The 16,729-nt window shown below is 41.5% G+C and carries 13 protein-coding genes and 4 pseudogenes; 9 read left to right on the top strand and 8 right to left on the bottom strand.

Annotated elements, in window-relative coordinates; all coding sequences use genetic code 11:
- Positions 1 to 25 precede the first annotated feature (25 nt).
- A pseudogene (locus J2T20_RS09725) lies at positions 26 to 943 on the top strand (alpha/beta fold hydrolase).
- Between the two features lie 534 nt (positions 944 to 1,477).
- Here the strand turns inward: J2T20_RS09725 and J2T20_RS09720 are convergent.
- The 4 genes and pseudogenes from J2T20_RS09720 to J2T20_RS09705 form a co-directional block, all read right to left on the bottom strand.
- Positions 1,478 to 1,927 (bottom strand): GNAT family N-acetyltransferase, encoded by a 450-nt coding sequence (locus J2T20_RS09720; protein WP_307587819.1) that lies wholly within the window; start codon positions 1,925 to 1,927, stop codon positions 1,478 to 1,480.
- Between the two features lie 1,012 nt (positions 1,928 to 2,939).
- Positions 2,940 to 4,286 (bottom strand): GntP family permease, encoded by a 1,347-nt coding sequence (locus tag J2T20_RS09715; RefSeq protein WP_307587817.1) that lies wholly within the window; start codon positions 4,284 to 4,286, stop codon positions 2,940 to 2,942.
- Positions 4,287 to 4,304: 18 nt separating this feature from the next.
- The gene (gene gntK / locus J2T20_RS09710) at positions 4,305 to 5,846 is read right to left on the bottom strand and encodes a gluconokinase (protein WP_307587815.1); all 1,542 of its coding nucleotides are present in this window, start codon (positions 5,844 to 5,846) and stop codon (positions 4,305 to 4,307) included.
- A 99-nt stretch (positions 5,847 to 5,945) separates the two neighbouring features.
- A pseudogene (locus J2T20_RS09705) lies at positions 5,946 to 6,101 on the bottom strand (GntR family transcriptional regulator); the annotation flags it as partial.
- A gap of 423 nt (positions 6,102 to 6,524) precedes the next feature.
- Here J2T20_RS09705 and J2T20_RS09700 point away from each other — a divergent pair.
- From J2T20_RS09700 to J2T20_RS09685, 4 genes are all read left to right on the top strand, one after another.
- Entirely contained in the window at positions 6,525 to 7,418 is an 894-nt protein-coding gene (locus tag J2T20_RS09700) for a helix-turn-helix transcriptional regulator (RefSeq protein WP_307587813.1), read from the top strand.
- Positions 7,419 to 7,527: 109 nt separating this feature from the next.
- Positions 7,528 to 9,246, top strand: coding sequence for a glycoside hydrolase family 13 protein (locus tag J2T20_RS09695; RefSeq protein WP_307587811.1), 1,719 nt, complete (start codon positions 7,528 to 7,530; stop codon positions 9,244 to 9,246).
- A complete protein-coding gene (locus J2T20_RS09690; RefSeq protein WP_307587809.1) occupies positions 9,240 to 10,910 on the top strand; it encodes an alpha-amylase family glycosyl hydrolase in 1,671 nt (556 codons plus the stop codon). The genes J2T20_RS09695 and J2T20_RS09690 overlap by 7 nt, the downstream gene beginning before the upstream one ends.
- 1 nt (position 10,911) lies before the next feature.
- Positions 10,912 to 11,673 (top strand): SDR family NAD(P)-dependent oxidoreductase, encoded by a 762-nt coding sequence (locus tag J2T20_RS09685; RefSeq protein ID WP_307587807.1) that lies wholly within the window; start codon positions 10,912 to 10,914, stop codon positions 11,671 to 11,673.
- 275 nt (positions 11,674 to 11,948) lie between these two features.
- Here J2T20_RS09685 and J2T20_RS09680 read toward each other — a convergent pair whose 3' ends face one another.
- Entirely contained in the window at positions 11,949 to 12,767 is an 819-nt protein-coding gene (locus J2T20_RS09680; protein WP_307587805.1) for an oxidoreductase, read from the bottom strand.
- A 140-nt stretch (positions 12,768 to 12,907) separates the two neighbouring features.
- Here J2T20_RS09680 and J2T20_RS09675 point away from each other — a divergent pair, with 140 nt between their 5' ends.
- The 3 genes from J2T20_RS09675 (at position 12,908) to J2T20_RS09665 (ending at position 14,742) form a co-directional block, all read left to right on the top strand.
- Positions 12,908 to 13,567, top strand: a complete 660-nt coding sequence (locus J2T20_RS09675; RefSeq protein ID WP_307587803.1) for a TetR/AcrR family transcriptional regulator — start codon at positions 12,908 to 12,910, stop codon at positions 13,565 to 13,567.
- Between the two features lie 711 nt (positions 13,568 to 14,278).
- Entirely contained in the window at positions 14,279 to 14,500 is a 222-nt protein-coding gene (locus tag J2T20_RS09670) for a hypothetical protein (RefSeq protein WP_307587801.1), read from the top strand.
- A gap of 53 nt (positions 14,501 to 14,553) precedes the next feature.
- Positions 14,554 to 14,742, top strand: a complete 189-nt coding sequence (locus J2T20_RS09665; RefSeq protein WP_307587799.1) for a hypothetical protein — start codon at positions 14,554 to 14,556, stop codon at positions 14,740 to 14,742.
- Between the two features lie 34 nt (positions 14,743 to 14,776).
- Here the strand turns inward: J2T20_RS09665 and J2T20_RS09660 are convergent, their stop codons facing one another.
- The 3 genes and pseudogenes from J2T20_RS09660 to J2T20_RS09650 form a co-directional block, all read right to left on the bottom strand.
- Positions 14,777 to 15,112, bottom strand: a complete 336-nt coding sequence (locus J2T20_RS09660; RefSeq protein ID WP_307587797.1) for a hypothetical protein — start codon at positions 15,110 to 15,112, stop codon at positions 14,777 to 14,779.
- 274 nt (positions 15,113 to 15,386) lie between these two features.
- A pseudogene (locus J2T20_RS09655) lies at positions 15,387 to 15,640 on the bottom strand (SsrA-binding protein); the annotation flags it as partial.
- Positions 15,641 to 15,752: 112 nt separating this feature from the next.
- Positions 15,753 to 15,902: pseudogene (locus J2T20_RS09650) on the bottom strand (RNB domain-containing ribonuclease); the annotation flags it as partial.
- Between the two features lie 377 nt (positions 15,903 to 16,279).
- Here J2T20_RS09650 and J2T20_RS09645 point away from each other — a divergent pair.
- The gene (locus J2T20_RS09645; protein WP_307587796.1) at positions 16,280 to 16,606 is read left to right on the top strand and encodes a hypothetical protein; all 327 of its coding nucleotides are present in this window, start codon (positions 16,280 to 16,282) and stop codon (positions 16,604 to 16,606) included.
- Positions 16,607 to 16,729: the final 123 nt, after the last annotated feature.

Below are 16,729 nucleotides of genomic sequence, written 5' to 3'. Positions count from 1 at the left end.
TATTCCACAAGAAAGGAAGGTATATATGGAGGGCGTTCTAATAGAAGTTCGTGGAAAACGTTTATATATGGAAATTCACGGTAACGAAAATGCTAAACCGCTTTTATACCTGCATGGTGGACCGGGAGAAAGTTGTTATGAATTCATGTTACATCAAAAAAAACGGCTTTCAGACAAACTCCGTCTAATAAGTATTGACCAACGTGGAGTATGGCGTTCTGATGCAATTAAGGAAGAAGAGCCATTCAATCTTCAGGATTTGGTAGAGGATTGTGAGCAACTTCGTAAACATCTAGGTTTTCAAAAATAGTCTGTGCTTGGTCATTCATTTGGTGGCTTCTTAGGGGTGCTCTATGCAAGCCATTATCCCAACTCAGTTGAAAGCCTAATCCTGGAGGGACCCTCTTTGGACTTGGCTAAATCCCTTCGAAATTGGCTGCGAAAAGCAGCAAGCCTGTACGAGTCAATCGGAAACGTCGACCAAGCGAGAGCATGTCTTGCGGTAGCAAACGGGTCTCAACCGCCGTTTGAAGTCTTAGATGCGTTTTTTGAATTAGGTCAAGGACTAGGCGAACGGAGAATGAAAGTATATACACCAAATGACGGTAACAACTACACGGAGATGCAGTATTCAGACAGTCAGATAGAGGAGTATGGAAGACGCAGTAATATACACTTGTCCAAATTAATTGACGAAGGACGTATTTTTGACTCAGTCCTTCCCATGCTTAAAGAATTATCAGTGCCCGCTCTTTTGATTAAAGGCAGACATGACCCCGTTATTTGTGAAGTGCAGACACAAACATTTGTAAGAGATGTTAGGAACGGGTTTTTAAAGATTTATGATGAGAGTGGTCATTTACCTCATTTTGAAGAACCAGATAGATTTGCAATGGATGTTATTCAATTTGTTCTAGAGCAGGACCACAGTTCTGTTTATTGATTTTCAAAAAGGGTCTCCTGCAAAGAGGATAGCCTTAGAACTTGCCGTTACAGACAGCGCGGTGAACCCTACCATAAGTAGCGGCAAGCTTTTGCTTAAGTAAAGTAATCTGAAGTATTTTTAGAATTTTAACGACCGACAAGCTTTACCCAATATGGATCTGCGTCGAATAATTTTATGCAGAATTAATTTTGCCTAGCTGTTTTCCAATAAGGTAACTATAATTTTTTCATAAAGTCTCGATGTCCTTATTCAGAATCGTCGAGACTTTATTTGATGTTCGATAAAATTTGATGTTCAATAAATGTAGAGCGGCAACCCGTTAGTGGCTGACTGTAGCCTCTTTGTATGGAGTCGGGGGCAGTGGCCCCGATCATTGGCAAATAGGGTTGCAACAAGAGCAGGGGAAGTAAGGTGGATAAGTTCGTTTTCCTGACTTTCCATACAACGATCAACCTATCAAGAATGTTTGGCTTGACCATTTATCTTCTGTTGTTGGAGAAATTCCTCAAGATGAAGATATAATCGTTGCAGTTAGTTGATGGAGAAGTGCACCCAATCTTTCCCTTGGAATGCGTTCATTGTATTGAAGAATGATTGAGCCCGTGTGTTATTAATAGAAGTTATCCAAGTCATATTGGCGTATCCCTGATTGATGCAGTAATTTTTACATGCCAAAAAGAGTTGGGATTCCAGTTCTGTATCTCTATAGGGTTCTGTGACGAAGAGGTCGTTCATTACAGCAATTTTATCTGCTTTCATCGTGCTAAATGTAAAGTAGAGCGTAGCAAAACCGACTAGTCTTCCATTTTCTTCTACAACGAATTGTATACCCTGTTGTTTGTCAAAAAGGGTTCGAATCAAATGATGAACGTTATTGATAGGCGGGCCAGGGTTTTGATAAAATCCGACGATATATTCATACATTAATTCCGTCAAATTCGTTATATCTTCAGGCTCAGCGATCCGTACAAAAGCCGACATTGTGATTCCTCCAGTCTTCATTATATTAATAATTATGCATTAATATGAATTAATATTCAATTATTTTTCAGTGCTAAACTGCAAGAGGTGAAGAGAAATACTTGCCGCTTCAGCCAGCGCGGTGAACCGTATCACAAGTAGGGCGAAATTTTTGGCCTTGCATGCTTATGGGGCGCGGGAAAGTGCCCGTTGTATGGGGATAGGAGTGAGATTTACCTGATAAAACACATCTTTACTAGCCACATAAAAATTATCAATTTCCATATTACTTATTTAGCTAAAACAGCTTATATTTGGATTAAGCAAGAAAACAAATGGCTTAAAGAGCTAAGATGAGATGGGATGATGCGGATTTTGAAGCTGGCAAGCGTATATAGGGAATGGAACGCTGAAAATGAAGGTGCTTCACAGATGGACAGATTGGTGGCTCGAGCGCTAAGGAGGCGGAGAAGGGATGAGGTAGCAGGAGAGAGAGGGTAGAAATAAGCAGTAAGACAAAATAAAAAGAGAAAAGGCCTGTCTGCCTTTTCTCTAAGAAGAGATCATTCGTTTGAGGACACACTATCAATTGCCAACAGTCGCCTTTTTTCTTCGTAGTCTTCCTCGCTGGCATACGTCCACTGAGCATTCAGGAGCATCTCTGACCATTCACTGATGGGGGTTTTAGATTTCATATATAGCTTTTTAAGCATGTGTTTGAGCTGATGCTCTGTATACAATCCCAAAGCTGTACCCTGGAATGCCTGATACCAAGCTCTTTTGCAATGCTTTTATACCCCATGCCTCACTTCAGATACATATCTACAGCTTTTCGCTTAAACTCAGTTGAATAGGTCTTACGTTTTTCGCCCATGAAAAATCCCCTCCAAGTAGACTGTAGTGCTCTTCTTAAGAACTGTCTACTCAGAGGGGATAATATCAATCCAGGGTGCTTTTTCATTTATTTTGAACGCATGCTGATGATACCACTCATTAGCTTCCTGAAGCACTTCAGCTGCTTATCAAGGTTGGTTTATACAAATAAGCTTAATGCTAAAATAAATCCTAATCCAGCTACTGAAATAATCGTCTCCAACAAAGTCCATGTTGCAAATGTTTCTTTCATGCTTAATCCAAAGTACTCTTTAAACATCCAGAAACCAGCATCGTTTACATGAGAGGCAATTAAACTACCGGCGCCTGTTGCAAGCACAACAAGTGCAAGGTTAACATCTGTTTGCCCTAACATTGGAATCACTAACCCGGCTGTGGTTAAAGCGGCAACGGTAGCAGACCCTAAGGAAATGCGTAGAATTGCTGCAATGATCCAGGCAAGCAGGATCGGAGACAATGATGTTCCATTGAACAATTCGGCTACATAGTCACCTACACCGCCGTTGATTAATACTTGCTTGAAGGCGCCGCCGCCACCTATGATTAACAGCATCATTCCGATATGTGAGATAGCTGTTGAACAAGATTCCATTACGTTTTTGATTGGAATCTTTCTTGCCAATCCCATGGTATAGATTGCAACTAATAACGATATCAACATGGAAGTACCAGCTTCACCAATAAAACGGATAGCAGCTAGAAAGCTAGTATCTTCGAATCCCATTGTCTTTTGAAGAAGAGTAATAATGGTAGCGATTGACATTAAGATAACGGGCAGTAATGCGGTAAATACACTAATTCCAAATCCAGGTGTTTCTTCTAGCTTAAATTCTTTTAGTTTCCCTAAAGAAGCAATATCACCAGACTTTGTAAATGAATTCGGTACTAATTTTTTAGCGATTTTTGTGAATACCGGTCCTGCTAAAATCACCGTTGGAATCGCAACAATGAAACCGTATAGTAATACTTCACCAATGTTTGCGCCATATTCACCTGCAATTACCGTTGGTCCTGGGTGCGGCGGCAAGAAACCGTGAGTCACAGATAAAGCAGCTACCATCGGAATTCCAAGATACAAAATAGAAACTTTTAGTTGTCTAGAAATCGCAAACACGATTGGAATTAATAATACCAGTCCTACCTCGAAAAATAACGCGACACCAATAATAAAGGATGCGACAACGACCGCCCACTGGATATTCTTTTCTCCAAATTTATCAACGAGGGTCATGGCAATTCGCTGGGCACCCCCTGAATCAGCAATCAACTTACCTAACATCGCTCCAAGTCCAAAGATTAGCGCTAAGTGACCAAGTGTCCCGCCTAATCCTGTTTCAATCGTTTTGACAACGTCCCCTATTGGCATTCCAAGGGCTAAAGCAACGACAAATGATACAATGATCAAGGAAACAAAGGTATTCAATTTTAAACCCATGATTAATACTAATAATGCAACAATTCCAAATGCGACAATAACTAAGGGCATTTTGTATTCCTCCTAAATTTAGTTGTATTTTGTTAAATTTCTTTGGTAATTGGCTAAACGGGTATAATCATCTTTTAATAGTCTGGATAAGCTTATAAAGATCGGCAGCAACTGTCTGTATTCTTTTGTATTTTCTTCTTTCGGTGTGTGTGTGTGTGAATGGCCTACCATTTCAGAAACGATTTCAAACGAGTCGATTTTTCCTGTGGCATAGAGACCTAAAATACATGCGCCAAGACATGAGCTTTCGTAGCTTTCTGGAACAACTACTTCTGATGCGAAGATGTCTGACATCATTTGCCGCCAAATTTCTGATCTGGCAAATCCGCCTGTTGCCTGAATCCGGGTCACAGAACCTTCCAAGCATTCCGATAGAGCTAAGAATACGGTATAAAGATTGTAAATCACTCCTTCCAGGGCTGCTCGAATCATATGTTCTTTCTTATGTGAAAGGGTTAAACCAAAGAATGAGCCGCGTACGTCCGGATTCCATAAGGGGGCACGCTCACCTGCAAGGTATGGATGAAATAGCAGTCCATCTGATCCTGGTCTTACACGTTCCGCAATTTTGGTCAATACATCGTACGGATCTACTCCAAGTCTTTTAGCTGTTTCTACTTCAGATGAAGCAAGCTCATCCCGAATCCAGCGAAGGACCATACCGCCATTATTGACCGGACCGCCAATGACCCAGTGCTTTTCCGTTAATGCATAACAGAAGATTCTTCCCTTTTCGTCTGTCTGCGGTTTATCAATAATGGTGCGGATCGCTCCACTTGTACCGATGGTCACAGCAATTTCGCCTTTTCGAATGGCATTTACCCCGAGATTTGAAAGCACCCCGTCACTGGCGCCGATGACAAATGGAGTTTGTGAATCGATGCCAATCTGTTTAGCCAGGTCTGGATTACAGTTGCTAAATATCCGTGTTGTTGGTACAAGCTCAGATAACTGGTCAGCGGTGATGCCGGCAATTTCCAATGCTTCTTCATCCCAAGTGAGCTTTTGGAGATTCATCAGCCCCATGCTTGAAGCCAAGGAATGATCAACTACATACCGATCAAAGAATTTTTTAAAGATAAATTCCTTGATCCCGATATACTTTTTCCCTTTGTTAGCAATTTCAGGATATTCGTTGACAATCCAGGCAATTTTGCTTAAGGGTGACATTGGGTGAATGGGGGTTCCTGTTCGCCTATAGATTTCATGTCCATTAAATTCATCTTTTATCTTATGAGCCCAGGCTTCACTGCGGTTATCCGCCCATGTGATACACGCTGTCAGAGGCTGGTCATGTTCATCCATTACTATGACACTATGCATGGCACTGCTGAATGAAACGAAAGATGGCTTTTTATCAGGATGATGTTTTGTTATATTTGTAATCGCTTGTAAAACGGCCTGATAAATCTCTTCAGGATCTTGTTCGGCTGTCGAAATATCAGGTGTGTGAAGAGGGTAACCAATATTCTCTATTTGGATGACTTTGCCCTTTTCAGAGAATAATACTGCTTTGGTACTTGTTGTACCGATGTCTATTCCTAACATATAGTCAGTCATTTTTGGCATTTCTCCTTTTGAGTGCAATTGTTGGAACATCCAGAGGCCATTAACTTTATCCTGCACATCATCGAAGTTTTGAATTCAAATCATCAGGAAGCGACTCACCGTAAATTCAGTTGCCAACTTATGCGCTGATAAAATGGTGTCGGTACCGCTTTCAATTAAGCCCAAAATAATTCTCATACTGAGTGTATTGGGTACACGGTCTCCAACGGATGCTTTAGAAAGCCATTGTTCGGGATATAGAACTTGCTAAGATCACCTTATAAAAGAGTTCAAGTATACTTGTATACAGGTATTATAATCTTAAGTAAAAAGTAATGCAAGCGCTTTTATTCTGGCTTAACTAAGCAAAATAGATCGAATTTGTTGGGGATTTGGGAAGAAGTCAATTTAAATTGGAAGCGGAAGGGAAGGGACAATGCAGGAACTGCGCGACAGCAATTAAAGGCTATAAGCCCGAGATTGGGGAGTCATCCGTAGTTTTTGGCGGCCCACAGCATGTTGCACTAAGATGATCATCAGTTTCGCGTTACAAGGAAAGATGGAACATGCGAAAGGCACACAATCGAGTGCCTTTCGATTTCGCTCCATAGATGATATGCTGAACCGTATCATAAATAACGGCGAATTTCTTAATCTATGAATTAACTCTGCTCCGGAGGTATCTATCTTATGGAATTATATAAAGAGCCAATTGTTTATAACGACCCGCTACTTCGTATTCAAGTGCTCAGCTTTCACAGTATGCAAATATGTCAGCATGGGTGGCATTTCCATCCACAGCTAGAGATTATTGCTGTACGATCTGGAAGAATGGAAATCCATACACCAGCTGAAGTTTATCACTTACGAGCGGGGGATGTGTTAATTTTGGGTTCTTGCCAACCCCATCTCGATCTGAGAAAACAAAACGAAGTGGTTGATTATGTTGTGCTCCATTTTGAGCTGGAGGCATTCTTAGATTCCAACATGCTTCCTTTCCTTTATTTGTTTCAGGAATCATTGCTCCCTTTAGTAAGGTTAAACACATTGTTTAGGGAGAATTCGGAATTGCGGCAACAATTCTTCAGCACCGTAATAGAATTGCAACAGGAATATGAACAGATGCAAAGAGGCTATGAGATGGCCATTAACTATTTGGTAAAAAAATGTATTTTTTTATTATTACGTCATGACAATGAGGGATTGTTAGAACACAACCGATCGATGAACTATGCCAAGCTAAAGTTAGTTTTCGATTATGTGGAAGCTCATTTATCCGATAAAGTAACTGTTGAGCAGGCTTGTCTTCTCGTCAGTTTCAGCTATAGCTATTTCCTTAAATATTTTAAACAGACCATGGGCATTACTTTCACTGACTATGTCATTCATCGCAGAATCAAATATGCAGAACGCCTGCTTCTGACCGAAGATCTCAGCATTGCTCAGATTGCTGAGCAGGTCGGCTTGCCGAACATATCACATTTCTACAAGTTGTTTAAACGAGTCCATCATTGTTCCCCTAAAAGCTTTAAAGACACCATCATAGCCAGAGCTAACGAAACCATTCATGGTAGGGGCGGATGATCACAACAGAATAGCATCATTATGGAGTGGTATCGGATATTGGAAGCCTGTTTCAATACAGATACGATAGAAGAAGAGATTAAATAAAAAATCTTCGAGGTGACTTCATATGGTGCAAGAAGTAGATTATAAAAGGAAATGGTGGAAAGAAAGTGTAGTGTATCAAATTTACCCGAGAAGTTTCATGGATACCAATGGAGACGGCATTGGAGATCTTAAAGGGATTACTTCGAAGCTTGATTATCTACATGATTTGGGTGTTGACGTGATTTGGATCTGTCCCTTCTACAAATCTCCAAACGATGATAACGGTTATGATATTAGTGATTATTATGCCGTGTCTGAAGAATTCGGAACAATGGCAGATTTTGAACAGTTATTGTCAGAAGCTCATCGCAAAGGAATTAAAGTTATCGCCGATCTCGTCTTAAACCATACTTCTGATGAGCATCCATGGTTCGTTGAATCCCGTCAATCCAAAGACAGTCCTAAACGAGATTATTATATATGGAAGAAAGCGAAAGAAAACAATGAGCCTCCAACGAACTGGGGATCATTCTTCGGCGGTTCTGCATGGGAATTTGATGAACAGTCAGGGGAGTATTATTTACACATTTTCAACCGAAAGCAACCGGATCTGAATTGGGAGAATCCGCTTTTAATTGAGGAGCTTCATCGAATAGTACGATGGTGGCTTGATAAAGGCTTGGATGGATTTCGTATCGATGCTATAAATCATATCGTCAAGATGGAAAATTATCCGGATGCAGAAGCGCCAGCTCATGAGAAAATCGTATCCGCACATCATTTATTTTCAAATCTTCCAAAAGTACACGATCATATTCAAAACCTCAATCGAGAAGTGTTTCGTCACTATGACATTATGACCGTCGGGGAAGCTGCTAACACGGGCCCAGAAGAGGCTTTGTTATATGTAGATGAAAAGCGGGACGAGCTTAATATGGTCTTTCACTTTGAGCATATTAGCATGGACAATAACAATAAAGGTCTTGAAAGCTGGGAAAAGAAGCCTTGGCAATTGTCTCAGCTAAAAGAGATTCTAAATCAATGGCAAACTAAACTTCATGGCAAAGGTTGGAACGCCAATTTTTGGAGCAATCATGATCAACCGCGGGCCATTTCTCGTTTTGGTAATGATCAAGAGTTCCGTATAGAGTCGGCCAAGCTATTGGCAACACTGATGTTTATGCTGGAAGGTACCCCCTATATCTACCAAGGGGAAGAAGTCGGCATGACGAATATAAAGTTAGATTCTATTGATGACTATCGAGATAGCGTTACCCATCATTTTTATCGCCTGGCACAGAAGGAAGGTTGGACGGAGAATCGGATCATGAGGGCCATTCACCAATCAAGTAGAGACAACGCCCGAACGCCCATGCAATGGAATGATCATTCTCATGGCGGGTTCACAACCGGAACGCCATGGATTCAAGCTAATCCCAATGCGAGCTGGATTAATGTGGAGTCTGCTGAGAAAGATCCAAATTCCATATTAAACTATTACAAGAAATTAATTTCTCTTCGCAAACAACATCTCGTTGCAGTTTATGGCAAATATGAACCCATTCTCCTTGATCATTCATCCATTCTAGCCTTTACAAGGACTTTAGGAAATGAACAATTGGTCGTTGTTATGAACTTCTCCGACACCTCGACTCACCTGGAAATCCCTGAGGCGCTAGCAGACAAATCTTTTGAATTGCTGCTATCCAATGTAGAGTCAGATGCGGATGAAACATTAGCTAATGGTCGTCTTCAGCCCTATGAGTCAAGAATCTATTTAAGGGAGGTCTTACCATGCTGACTAAATTTCCAACAAAGGGATCTAAGGGTATACGATTTGTTTATTATACGGATACTCCCGTTGATAGTGTTGCTCTAGCAGGGACCTTTAATAATTGGAATGGCGATAGAAATTACATGAACAGAATGGAAGATGCGACAGGTTGGGAGATTGAATTACCTATTCTTAAGGGAAGACATCTCTATAAATTTGTGGTGAATGGGGAAGCGTGGATAGTAGACCCGTTAAATCCGAGTATTTCGGAAGATGGGCAGAATAACTCTGCGATTACGGTAACTGAACATGGTGATGTACTAATAAGAACAAATGAGATTTCGAAAAACCATCCGGGATATATGTATGAGAACTTTACAGCCCTTTCTAGTCCTGAATGGATTAAAAAATCGGTCATTTATGAGCTTCATCTTCGTGCGTACACGGACACCGGTTTCCGAGGACTGGTTGATAAGATAAACTATTTTAAAGAAACGGGAATCAATACGCTTTGGCTGATGCCGTTTAACGAAGTGGGACATGAACGTAGGATTGGTAAATACGGTGATCCCTACGCGGTAAAAGATTTTTATTCGATAGATCCACAATTCGGAACCAAAGATGATCTATTGTTATTTATGCGCAAAGCCCATGAGAACGGGATCAGGGTCATTTTGGATTGGGTCTTGAACCGTACCAGTGTGGATCATATTCTGACAGAAAGTCATCCGGAATATTTTACACATAATGAACAAGGTGAGATCTACTATGATGTGCCTAATCGCGTATATTTTGCCGGTCTGGAATTTAGCAGTCGCGACATGAGGAAATATGTCATTGAAGCTATGAAATACTGGATTACGGAGTTTGATTTTGACGGAATTCGATTGGATGATTCGGACATTACTCCCTATGATTTCCTCACCGAGATCAAGCAAGCTCTGCAGGAAGTAAAAGCGGATCTCATCCTGATCTCGCAGTCCTACGATGAATATCATCATATTGAAGCGTGTGATTTGACCTATAACGGAAATCCACGAATTCTTATTCGTCAGATGATCGACAGAACGATTACTCAGACTGATTTTGTAACGATTTATAACTCTTACAAGTATAGCTTTCCCAAGAATGCTCTGAGGATGAATTGGCTTGAGGAGAAAGAACAGTCCAGAATCTACGAGTATTTAGGCGTGGAGCATGCCGGACCAGCTGCTTCGATCTTACTGACGCTCGAAGGCGTTCCCCTCGTCATGATGGGACAGGAATTTAATGAGAATACGATGGAAACATGGACGTCCTTATTCGATGAGTATAAACTCAATTGGGATTCGTTTGATATATGGATGTTCGAGCACTATAAATTCCTGATCCATCTTCGAACAAATGAGCCGGCATTTTGGGCGGGTGAATTAGAGTTCGTACGTAACTCGGAAAAAATGGTGTTATCCTATATTAGGCAGCACGAAGGCGTCAAGTTTTTGGTTATCGTTAATTTGTCAGAGGATGCTGTGCTCGTTCATTTTGATGAGAAAGCCCATGTAGACGAATTTATCAAAGATAGGAGAAATATGCTCTATCGCACTGGAAGGGACGATCTTCACACCGAGAAAGATTCTTCGGCATTATGGGCGGATAGCTATGAAACAATAATATATAAAATAGATGAATGCAAGGAAGAGGGTGCTCTCTAAGATGTACCCGCAATTTGATTTGACTGACAAGATTGCCGTGATAACAGGAGCTAGTAGAGGGATCGGGTTTGGGCTTGCAAAAGCAATGGCTCACGCTGGCGCGAAGGTTGCTGTTGCAGCAAGGAACGGGGAAGAACTGGATCAATTAGTATCGGAAATCCGGGCTAACGGAGGCGACGCTGTAGCTTTTACACTGGATGTTCGGGATGTTAAGGAGATCGATCTAGTAATACATCAGGTAAAAATGCACTTTGGAAGATTGGATATTTTAGTTAACAATGCCGGACTGGGCGACAATCATCCAGCAGTTGATGTTACAGAAGAAGATTGGGACAACATGATGGATGTTAATCTCAAAGGTTTGTTTTTCTGTTGTCAGTCGGCAGGGAAGATTATGCTTGCTCAGGGATATGGCAAGATCATAAATATGAGCTCACAGGCTAGTGTCGTTGGCATCGTAGATCACGCTGTATATTGCGCCTCCAAGGGCGGGGTTAATCAGTTGACGAAAGTTCTGGCATTGGAATGGTCTGCTAAGGGTGTGAATGTGAACGCAGTCGGGCCAACCTTTACATACACGCCAGGAAATTCAGATCGTCTGGATGATCCCGCTTATTTAGAAGGGGTACTGGCGAGAGTACCCAATCGACGTTTAGCTGAGATTAGTGATGTCGCAGGCGCTGTCATCTATCTTGCTTCACCAGCAAGTGATATGGTAACGGGTACCACTCTAATGGTTGACGGGGGTTGGACTGCGCAGTAAATGACTTAAGCCCGCATCACACACCAACGAATTGTGGGAGATAAATATCAAATCTACGAAGGGCATCCAAGTGGGTGCCCTTACATTTCGCCGTTAGAGTGATACGGTGAACCGTACCATAAGTAGGGGCAAGTTTTTTGAAAGAAAACTCCGGTCGGAATGATGCGTAAACGGGCTTCTGCGGGTTTATTTGTGCTATCTTGAAGGAGACAGGCTCGCCTCTTTTTTTAAACCTCAACCTTAAAGCTTTCCCGTTACAGACGGAGCGGGCTAACTTATCTTATTTTAAACATTCGATAAACCAAACGGTCAAACATTCTATCGGACAAGATTTTCCGCATGAACAAAGCTAGTTTGGCATTGGCCGCCACATATCTTGTTTTCGGTTTTTTGGATTGAATCGCTTTTAAAACCAATCGGGCAATAACATCAGGGGAAAATTTACTACTTGGATTCTCAAATGTTTTTATAAAGGCGGCGGCCATTTTACTGTAGGCTGTATTCCCTGAGGTCTTCTCCACATGCTCAAACGCAACCCCTAACCATTCACTTTCCGTTGCTCCCGGCTGGATAATGACCACATCGATACCGAAGGGTTTGACTTCCAGACGAAGGCAATCGGAGAATCCTTCCAGGGCGTGTTTTGCAGCGTGGTACCATGCGCCGAGCGGAGTGTAGATTTTCCCGCCGGCAGATGAAGTATTGATGATTTTTCCTGATTTTTGTTTTCTCATCTGAGGGAGCACCAATTGTGTCAAACGGCTTAATCCAAAAAGGTTAACTTCGAATTGGCGCCGTGCTTCTTCCATCGGCACATCTTCGACTGCACCGTAGGAACCGTATCCCGCATTATTGAACAAAATGTCGATTCTACCCTGTTCCTGTATGATGCGATTAACGCCATTTTTCATGGATGTTTCATCTGTGACGTCCATTTTCATAATATGTGCGCCTTTGGATTCAATGTCCCGCATCTGCTCCACACGTCTGGCTGCCCCATATACAATGAACCCTTCCTGTAAAAGCAACTTTACGGTAGCTTTACCTATTCCTGCCGATGCACCAGTGACTAAAACAACACCTTGCGTTTTCAATGCGCATTCCTCCTCGTTTCTTCTCAAACAAACACCCGTTATTGACGTTACGTCACGTTACTTAAGGGCTATTATAGTGTATTCTTTATGGTTACGCAAGATTTTTATGCTATAATTTTTTTGGAAGGGAGACTAAACTAATGGAATTTGATCGGGTACGAAATGATACACAGCGAAAGATCAGAGTGGAGCAAATTAAAAATGCAGCTATTAAGCTCTTTGATACAGAGCAATTTCATGAAATTGATTTAGCTAAAATCGCAAAAGAAACCACGTTTACGCGTGGCAATTTATATAAGTATATTTCTTCAAAAGAAGAGATTTTTCTTCTTGTCGTTCTGGATGAATTCAAGGATTGGATTAGTGACCTCAAAAAAAACTTTACTATTGAAATGACCCATGAAATCCAGGCTTTTTCACAAAGATGGGCAGAGGTAGCGTATCGACATCAACGGTTCCTGAAGTTAATTTCGATGCTTTTTACAATGATTGAGAGGAATGTGACTCTGGAGAAGCTTGTTAGCTTTAAAAAACAATTTTCCATTGAAACGGTTGATTTAAATCATGTAATTAAATACGTTTTCCCTGAATGGGATGATAAAATGATCGATAAATTTTTTCAGATGCAAACGCACTATTTAATTGGACTATTTCCGTATACATCTCCAACACCGATCCAAAAAGAGGCCATGGAGCAGTTGGAGATTGATTATAAATCTCTTGATTTCGTTGACGAGTTTTCTGAGTTCATTTCCTTTACGGTGAGTTATTTAAATCATAATTTGAAGGCAAATAAATAAGTGCAGTACTCGAATAGTAGCCAGTTGCCGATTCAGAGCATCTCAGGAGGCGAAGAGTGCGGAGGCAAGTGGAATTGACCTGGAATTCGCTGGACCTGTTCACCGGGCTTTCGTTTATAACGTCAATCTCTCGTACCGTTTGAAGTGTTTTTCGCGCTGCGCGTCAGTGGAGGTGTTTTCAAAAACTTGCCGTTACAGACAGCGCGGTGAACCGTACCATAAGTGACGGCTAAATTTTTACTTTGAGTATTCACTTGAGCATGGTCCATAGTCTAACTCTAAAACATATAATTTTATGTTATAGTAAATAAGGATTGTAAAATTATTGAATTTTAGGAATGAAAATAATATTTAAAAACTATCAAATTGAGTATGACTAACTAATAATAAGAGGTGTTAATTGGAGAAGACTCCGGTAGTAGTGTCGGCCGGAGCATTACGGCTGTCGGCATAACGGAGACTGTTATCATAACCGCAATTATTGCGCTATCCGTTATTCTGGTTGTTGCATTGTTTAAGAATGACGATATCGACACCGATACTCAAATTTCCAGGAAAAAAGTCGATTTTTCAAACCTCATGGTTATTATAAATCTTAACTGAATATATTAAGGATTAGAGAATTTAGCCTTTACGCGGATCCGGCGGCGTGTAGAAGGGTAAAGGAGATATATACAGGAACTGATCCTTACGTAATTAGGAGGAAACAACATGAGTGATACTAAAATGAACAAAGCACAACTACACGAGGAAGACTCTTTGATTACCGAGCGAGATATCGATGACGAATTTGGCCTATTTCAGGAAGACAGCTTCCCAGAGGCTTTGCGTGACAAAGATCAAAAAGAAGCCAGGAATCATGCAATCCTTAAAGAAGAGTCTGAAAGCTATGAGCAACCTAATGGAGATCGGGAGACCGGGAGACCGGGTTAACGAGGGATTAACTACTGGAGTCTGATGCTATTCTAGCCGCTGGAAATGCAGGGTTGACCGACAGCACAATAGATTTTGCAGATATAGATATGGAAATGGACGAACAGGATGACGTGGACCTCCCTTTGGAGGATGTACCGGATGCCGATGATATTGAGCATGACAGTCCTGTCGATCCTGCCTCCCCTCCGCTTGAAATTGTACACGGTACGGATTTACTGTATGGTTCGCAGGGGGAGTAAGTAATATCCGTATTCAAAAGAAAGAGGTTATCTCTTAGCCAATGGAAATGGCTTTGGATAACCTCTTTTTGTGTTCAGCTAACTTTCTAACGTACGGACTTCGGATACTTGCGACTTGACCTTCTTTTCCCGTCATTTGATCAATCCAAATCTCTGCATAAATACTGCGTGTCGGCACATGGACTAATTGAGTGCCTGTTACCTTACTGAGGTTCCCTGTCCATCCAATGGTGTACACCACATCCGTCACAGATTCTACCTGTTCTGTCTCTGCGAGTCCTTGATCGGTCTGCTCTGTAACTGACGTAAGCGATGTAACCAACGCTCCATCTTCCACTGCCTCAGCAGCATAAGAGGTTAGCGGAACCACGCCTGCAAATCAACTTGGATACATAGTGCAAACGTTAGCACAACCGGATAAACCCGTCTTCTTAAACCTTTCATTTCACCACTCCTATCTCTTTGTCCCACTTAATATAGAAGACAAGTATTAAGTGAGTGTTATTTATATGTAATATCCCTCAGCGTTATGTAAAAAAACTCAAATTTCCAACGATTAATTCATTCCCATTGTCGAAAATTTGAGGTCTCTGTATTCGTGCTCACTATATAAGTTCCCATCTATCTTCACAAATAACGATTAACTACCTTGCCACCTTCTGCTTCTCCCGCAGCAAACGCTGAATGTCACGCTGAGCATCGCGCTTTGCGGCCGCTAAACACTTGTCATACTGCTTCTTCCCTTTACCTAGCCAGATCAGCAGCTTCGCATAACCATTGCGGATTAAATCTTCAGCGGTACAATCGAATAGCCTTCTTGCTTGGACAAGCCGAGCAGCTTATGGATTTGAGATTTATGCATAAGCAGCTTCCGCGTGCGGGTAGGATCGCTCGGATTACCGCTTATATGTCGGCTAACAAGTTACATTCCTGACGGGGACCAGCGGGCTGCTAGTTCTTCTTTCTCACGAAGGCGGCGGTTGCTTCCAGTGCCACCCTTGCCCTTCCCGGAGGCGCACTCTGGCCTGCGCTTCCGGAGCTTCACTGAGTGCCTCGCCGATTTCATTCACCTCTCGAATCACACGGTGGATCACCAAATCCGTATACCGGCGAATCGGTGAAGTGAAATGAGTATAGAACTCCGCCGCCAGACCAATATGTCTTAGCCTCTATAAATAAGCGCCAGGAACGCTGCTTTGAGATGTTCGAGCAAGGCCATTTCGCTCAGGATGACTTGATGCAGAGGTTAAATAAATTGAGAGATCAGCAGAGTGAGCTACGCCACTCACTTACTGAAACAACTTCTAAGCTTGGCGATAGTAACCGAAGTTCAGTCAATTTCAAGCTTGTTCAGACTGCAATGAAACAGATCCAAGGTCGTGCTAACTGTCTCAATTGAGGATCAAAAATCTCTGCGGAATTCGCTACTCAATTAAGCACAGCCAAATCAAGTGATGTTCTTGCTGGAGTTTTTCCTGACCGCAATAAATACTTACCTCATATTCCGAGATCCATACAAAATGTTATAAAAAAGGCTTTGGCAGTCAATCCAAAAGACAGGTATGATACCGTTCTAGCTCTGCTCAATGATTTGAGTAAGATTGACAAAAACCTTGATTGGAAATACACTGAGGACACAAGTGGTGGAACGTATGTTTGGGCCCTTGAAGAGGAAAAGACAATAAAATATATACAAGTAGATGCAATCAAGGGTAAGTGGAAGATTGAAGGTAAGCAATACAGTAGAGCAACACAAAAAACAACAAATGTTTCAAAGTGGAACTCAACTGGTTATAATAGTACTCAAGAAGCTTTCAAAAAGGTAACCAATTTTATTTATGAATATGAAAACCCAAAAAAGTGAAGTTCTGAGTGTCGATAACTTTTAAAAGGAGGTTGTGTCGAAAATGGACAAAATTGTATTAAAAAGCAAAATTAAGTCCCGATATCAACTAGCTAACCCTTTTTCTAGCGATACTCGGCATGA

The organism is Paenibacillus wynnii, assembly GCF_030812855.1.
In the GTDB taxonomy this organism is placed as follows: Bacteria; Bacillota; Bacilli; order Paenibacillales; family Paenibacillaceae; genus Paenibacillus_AQ; species Paenibacillus_AQ wynnii_A.
The sequence above is the reverse complement of the archived record's forward strand: the minus strand, read 5'-3'. Positions and strand labels throughout refer to the sequence as shown.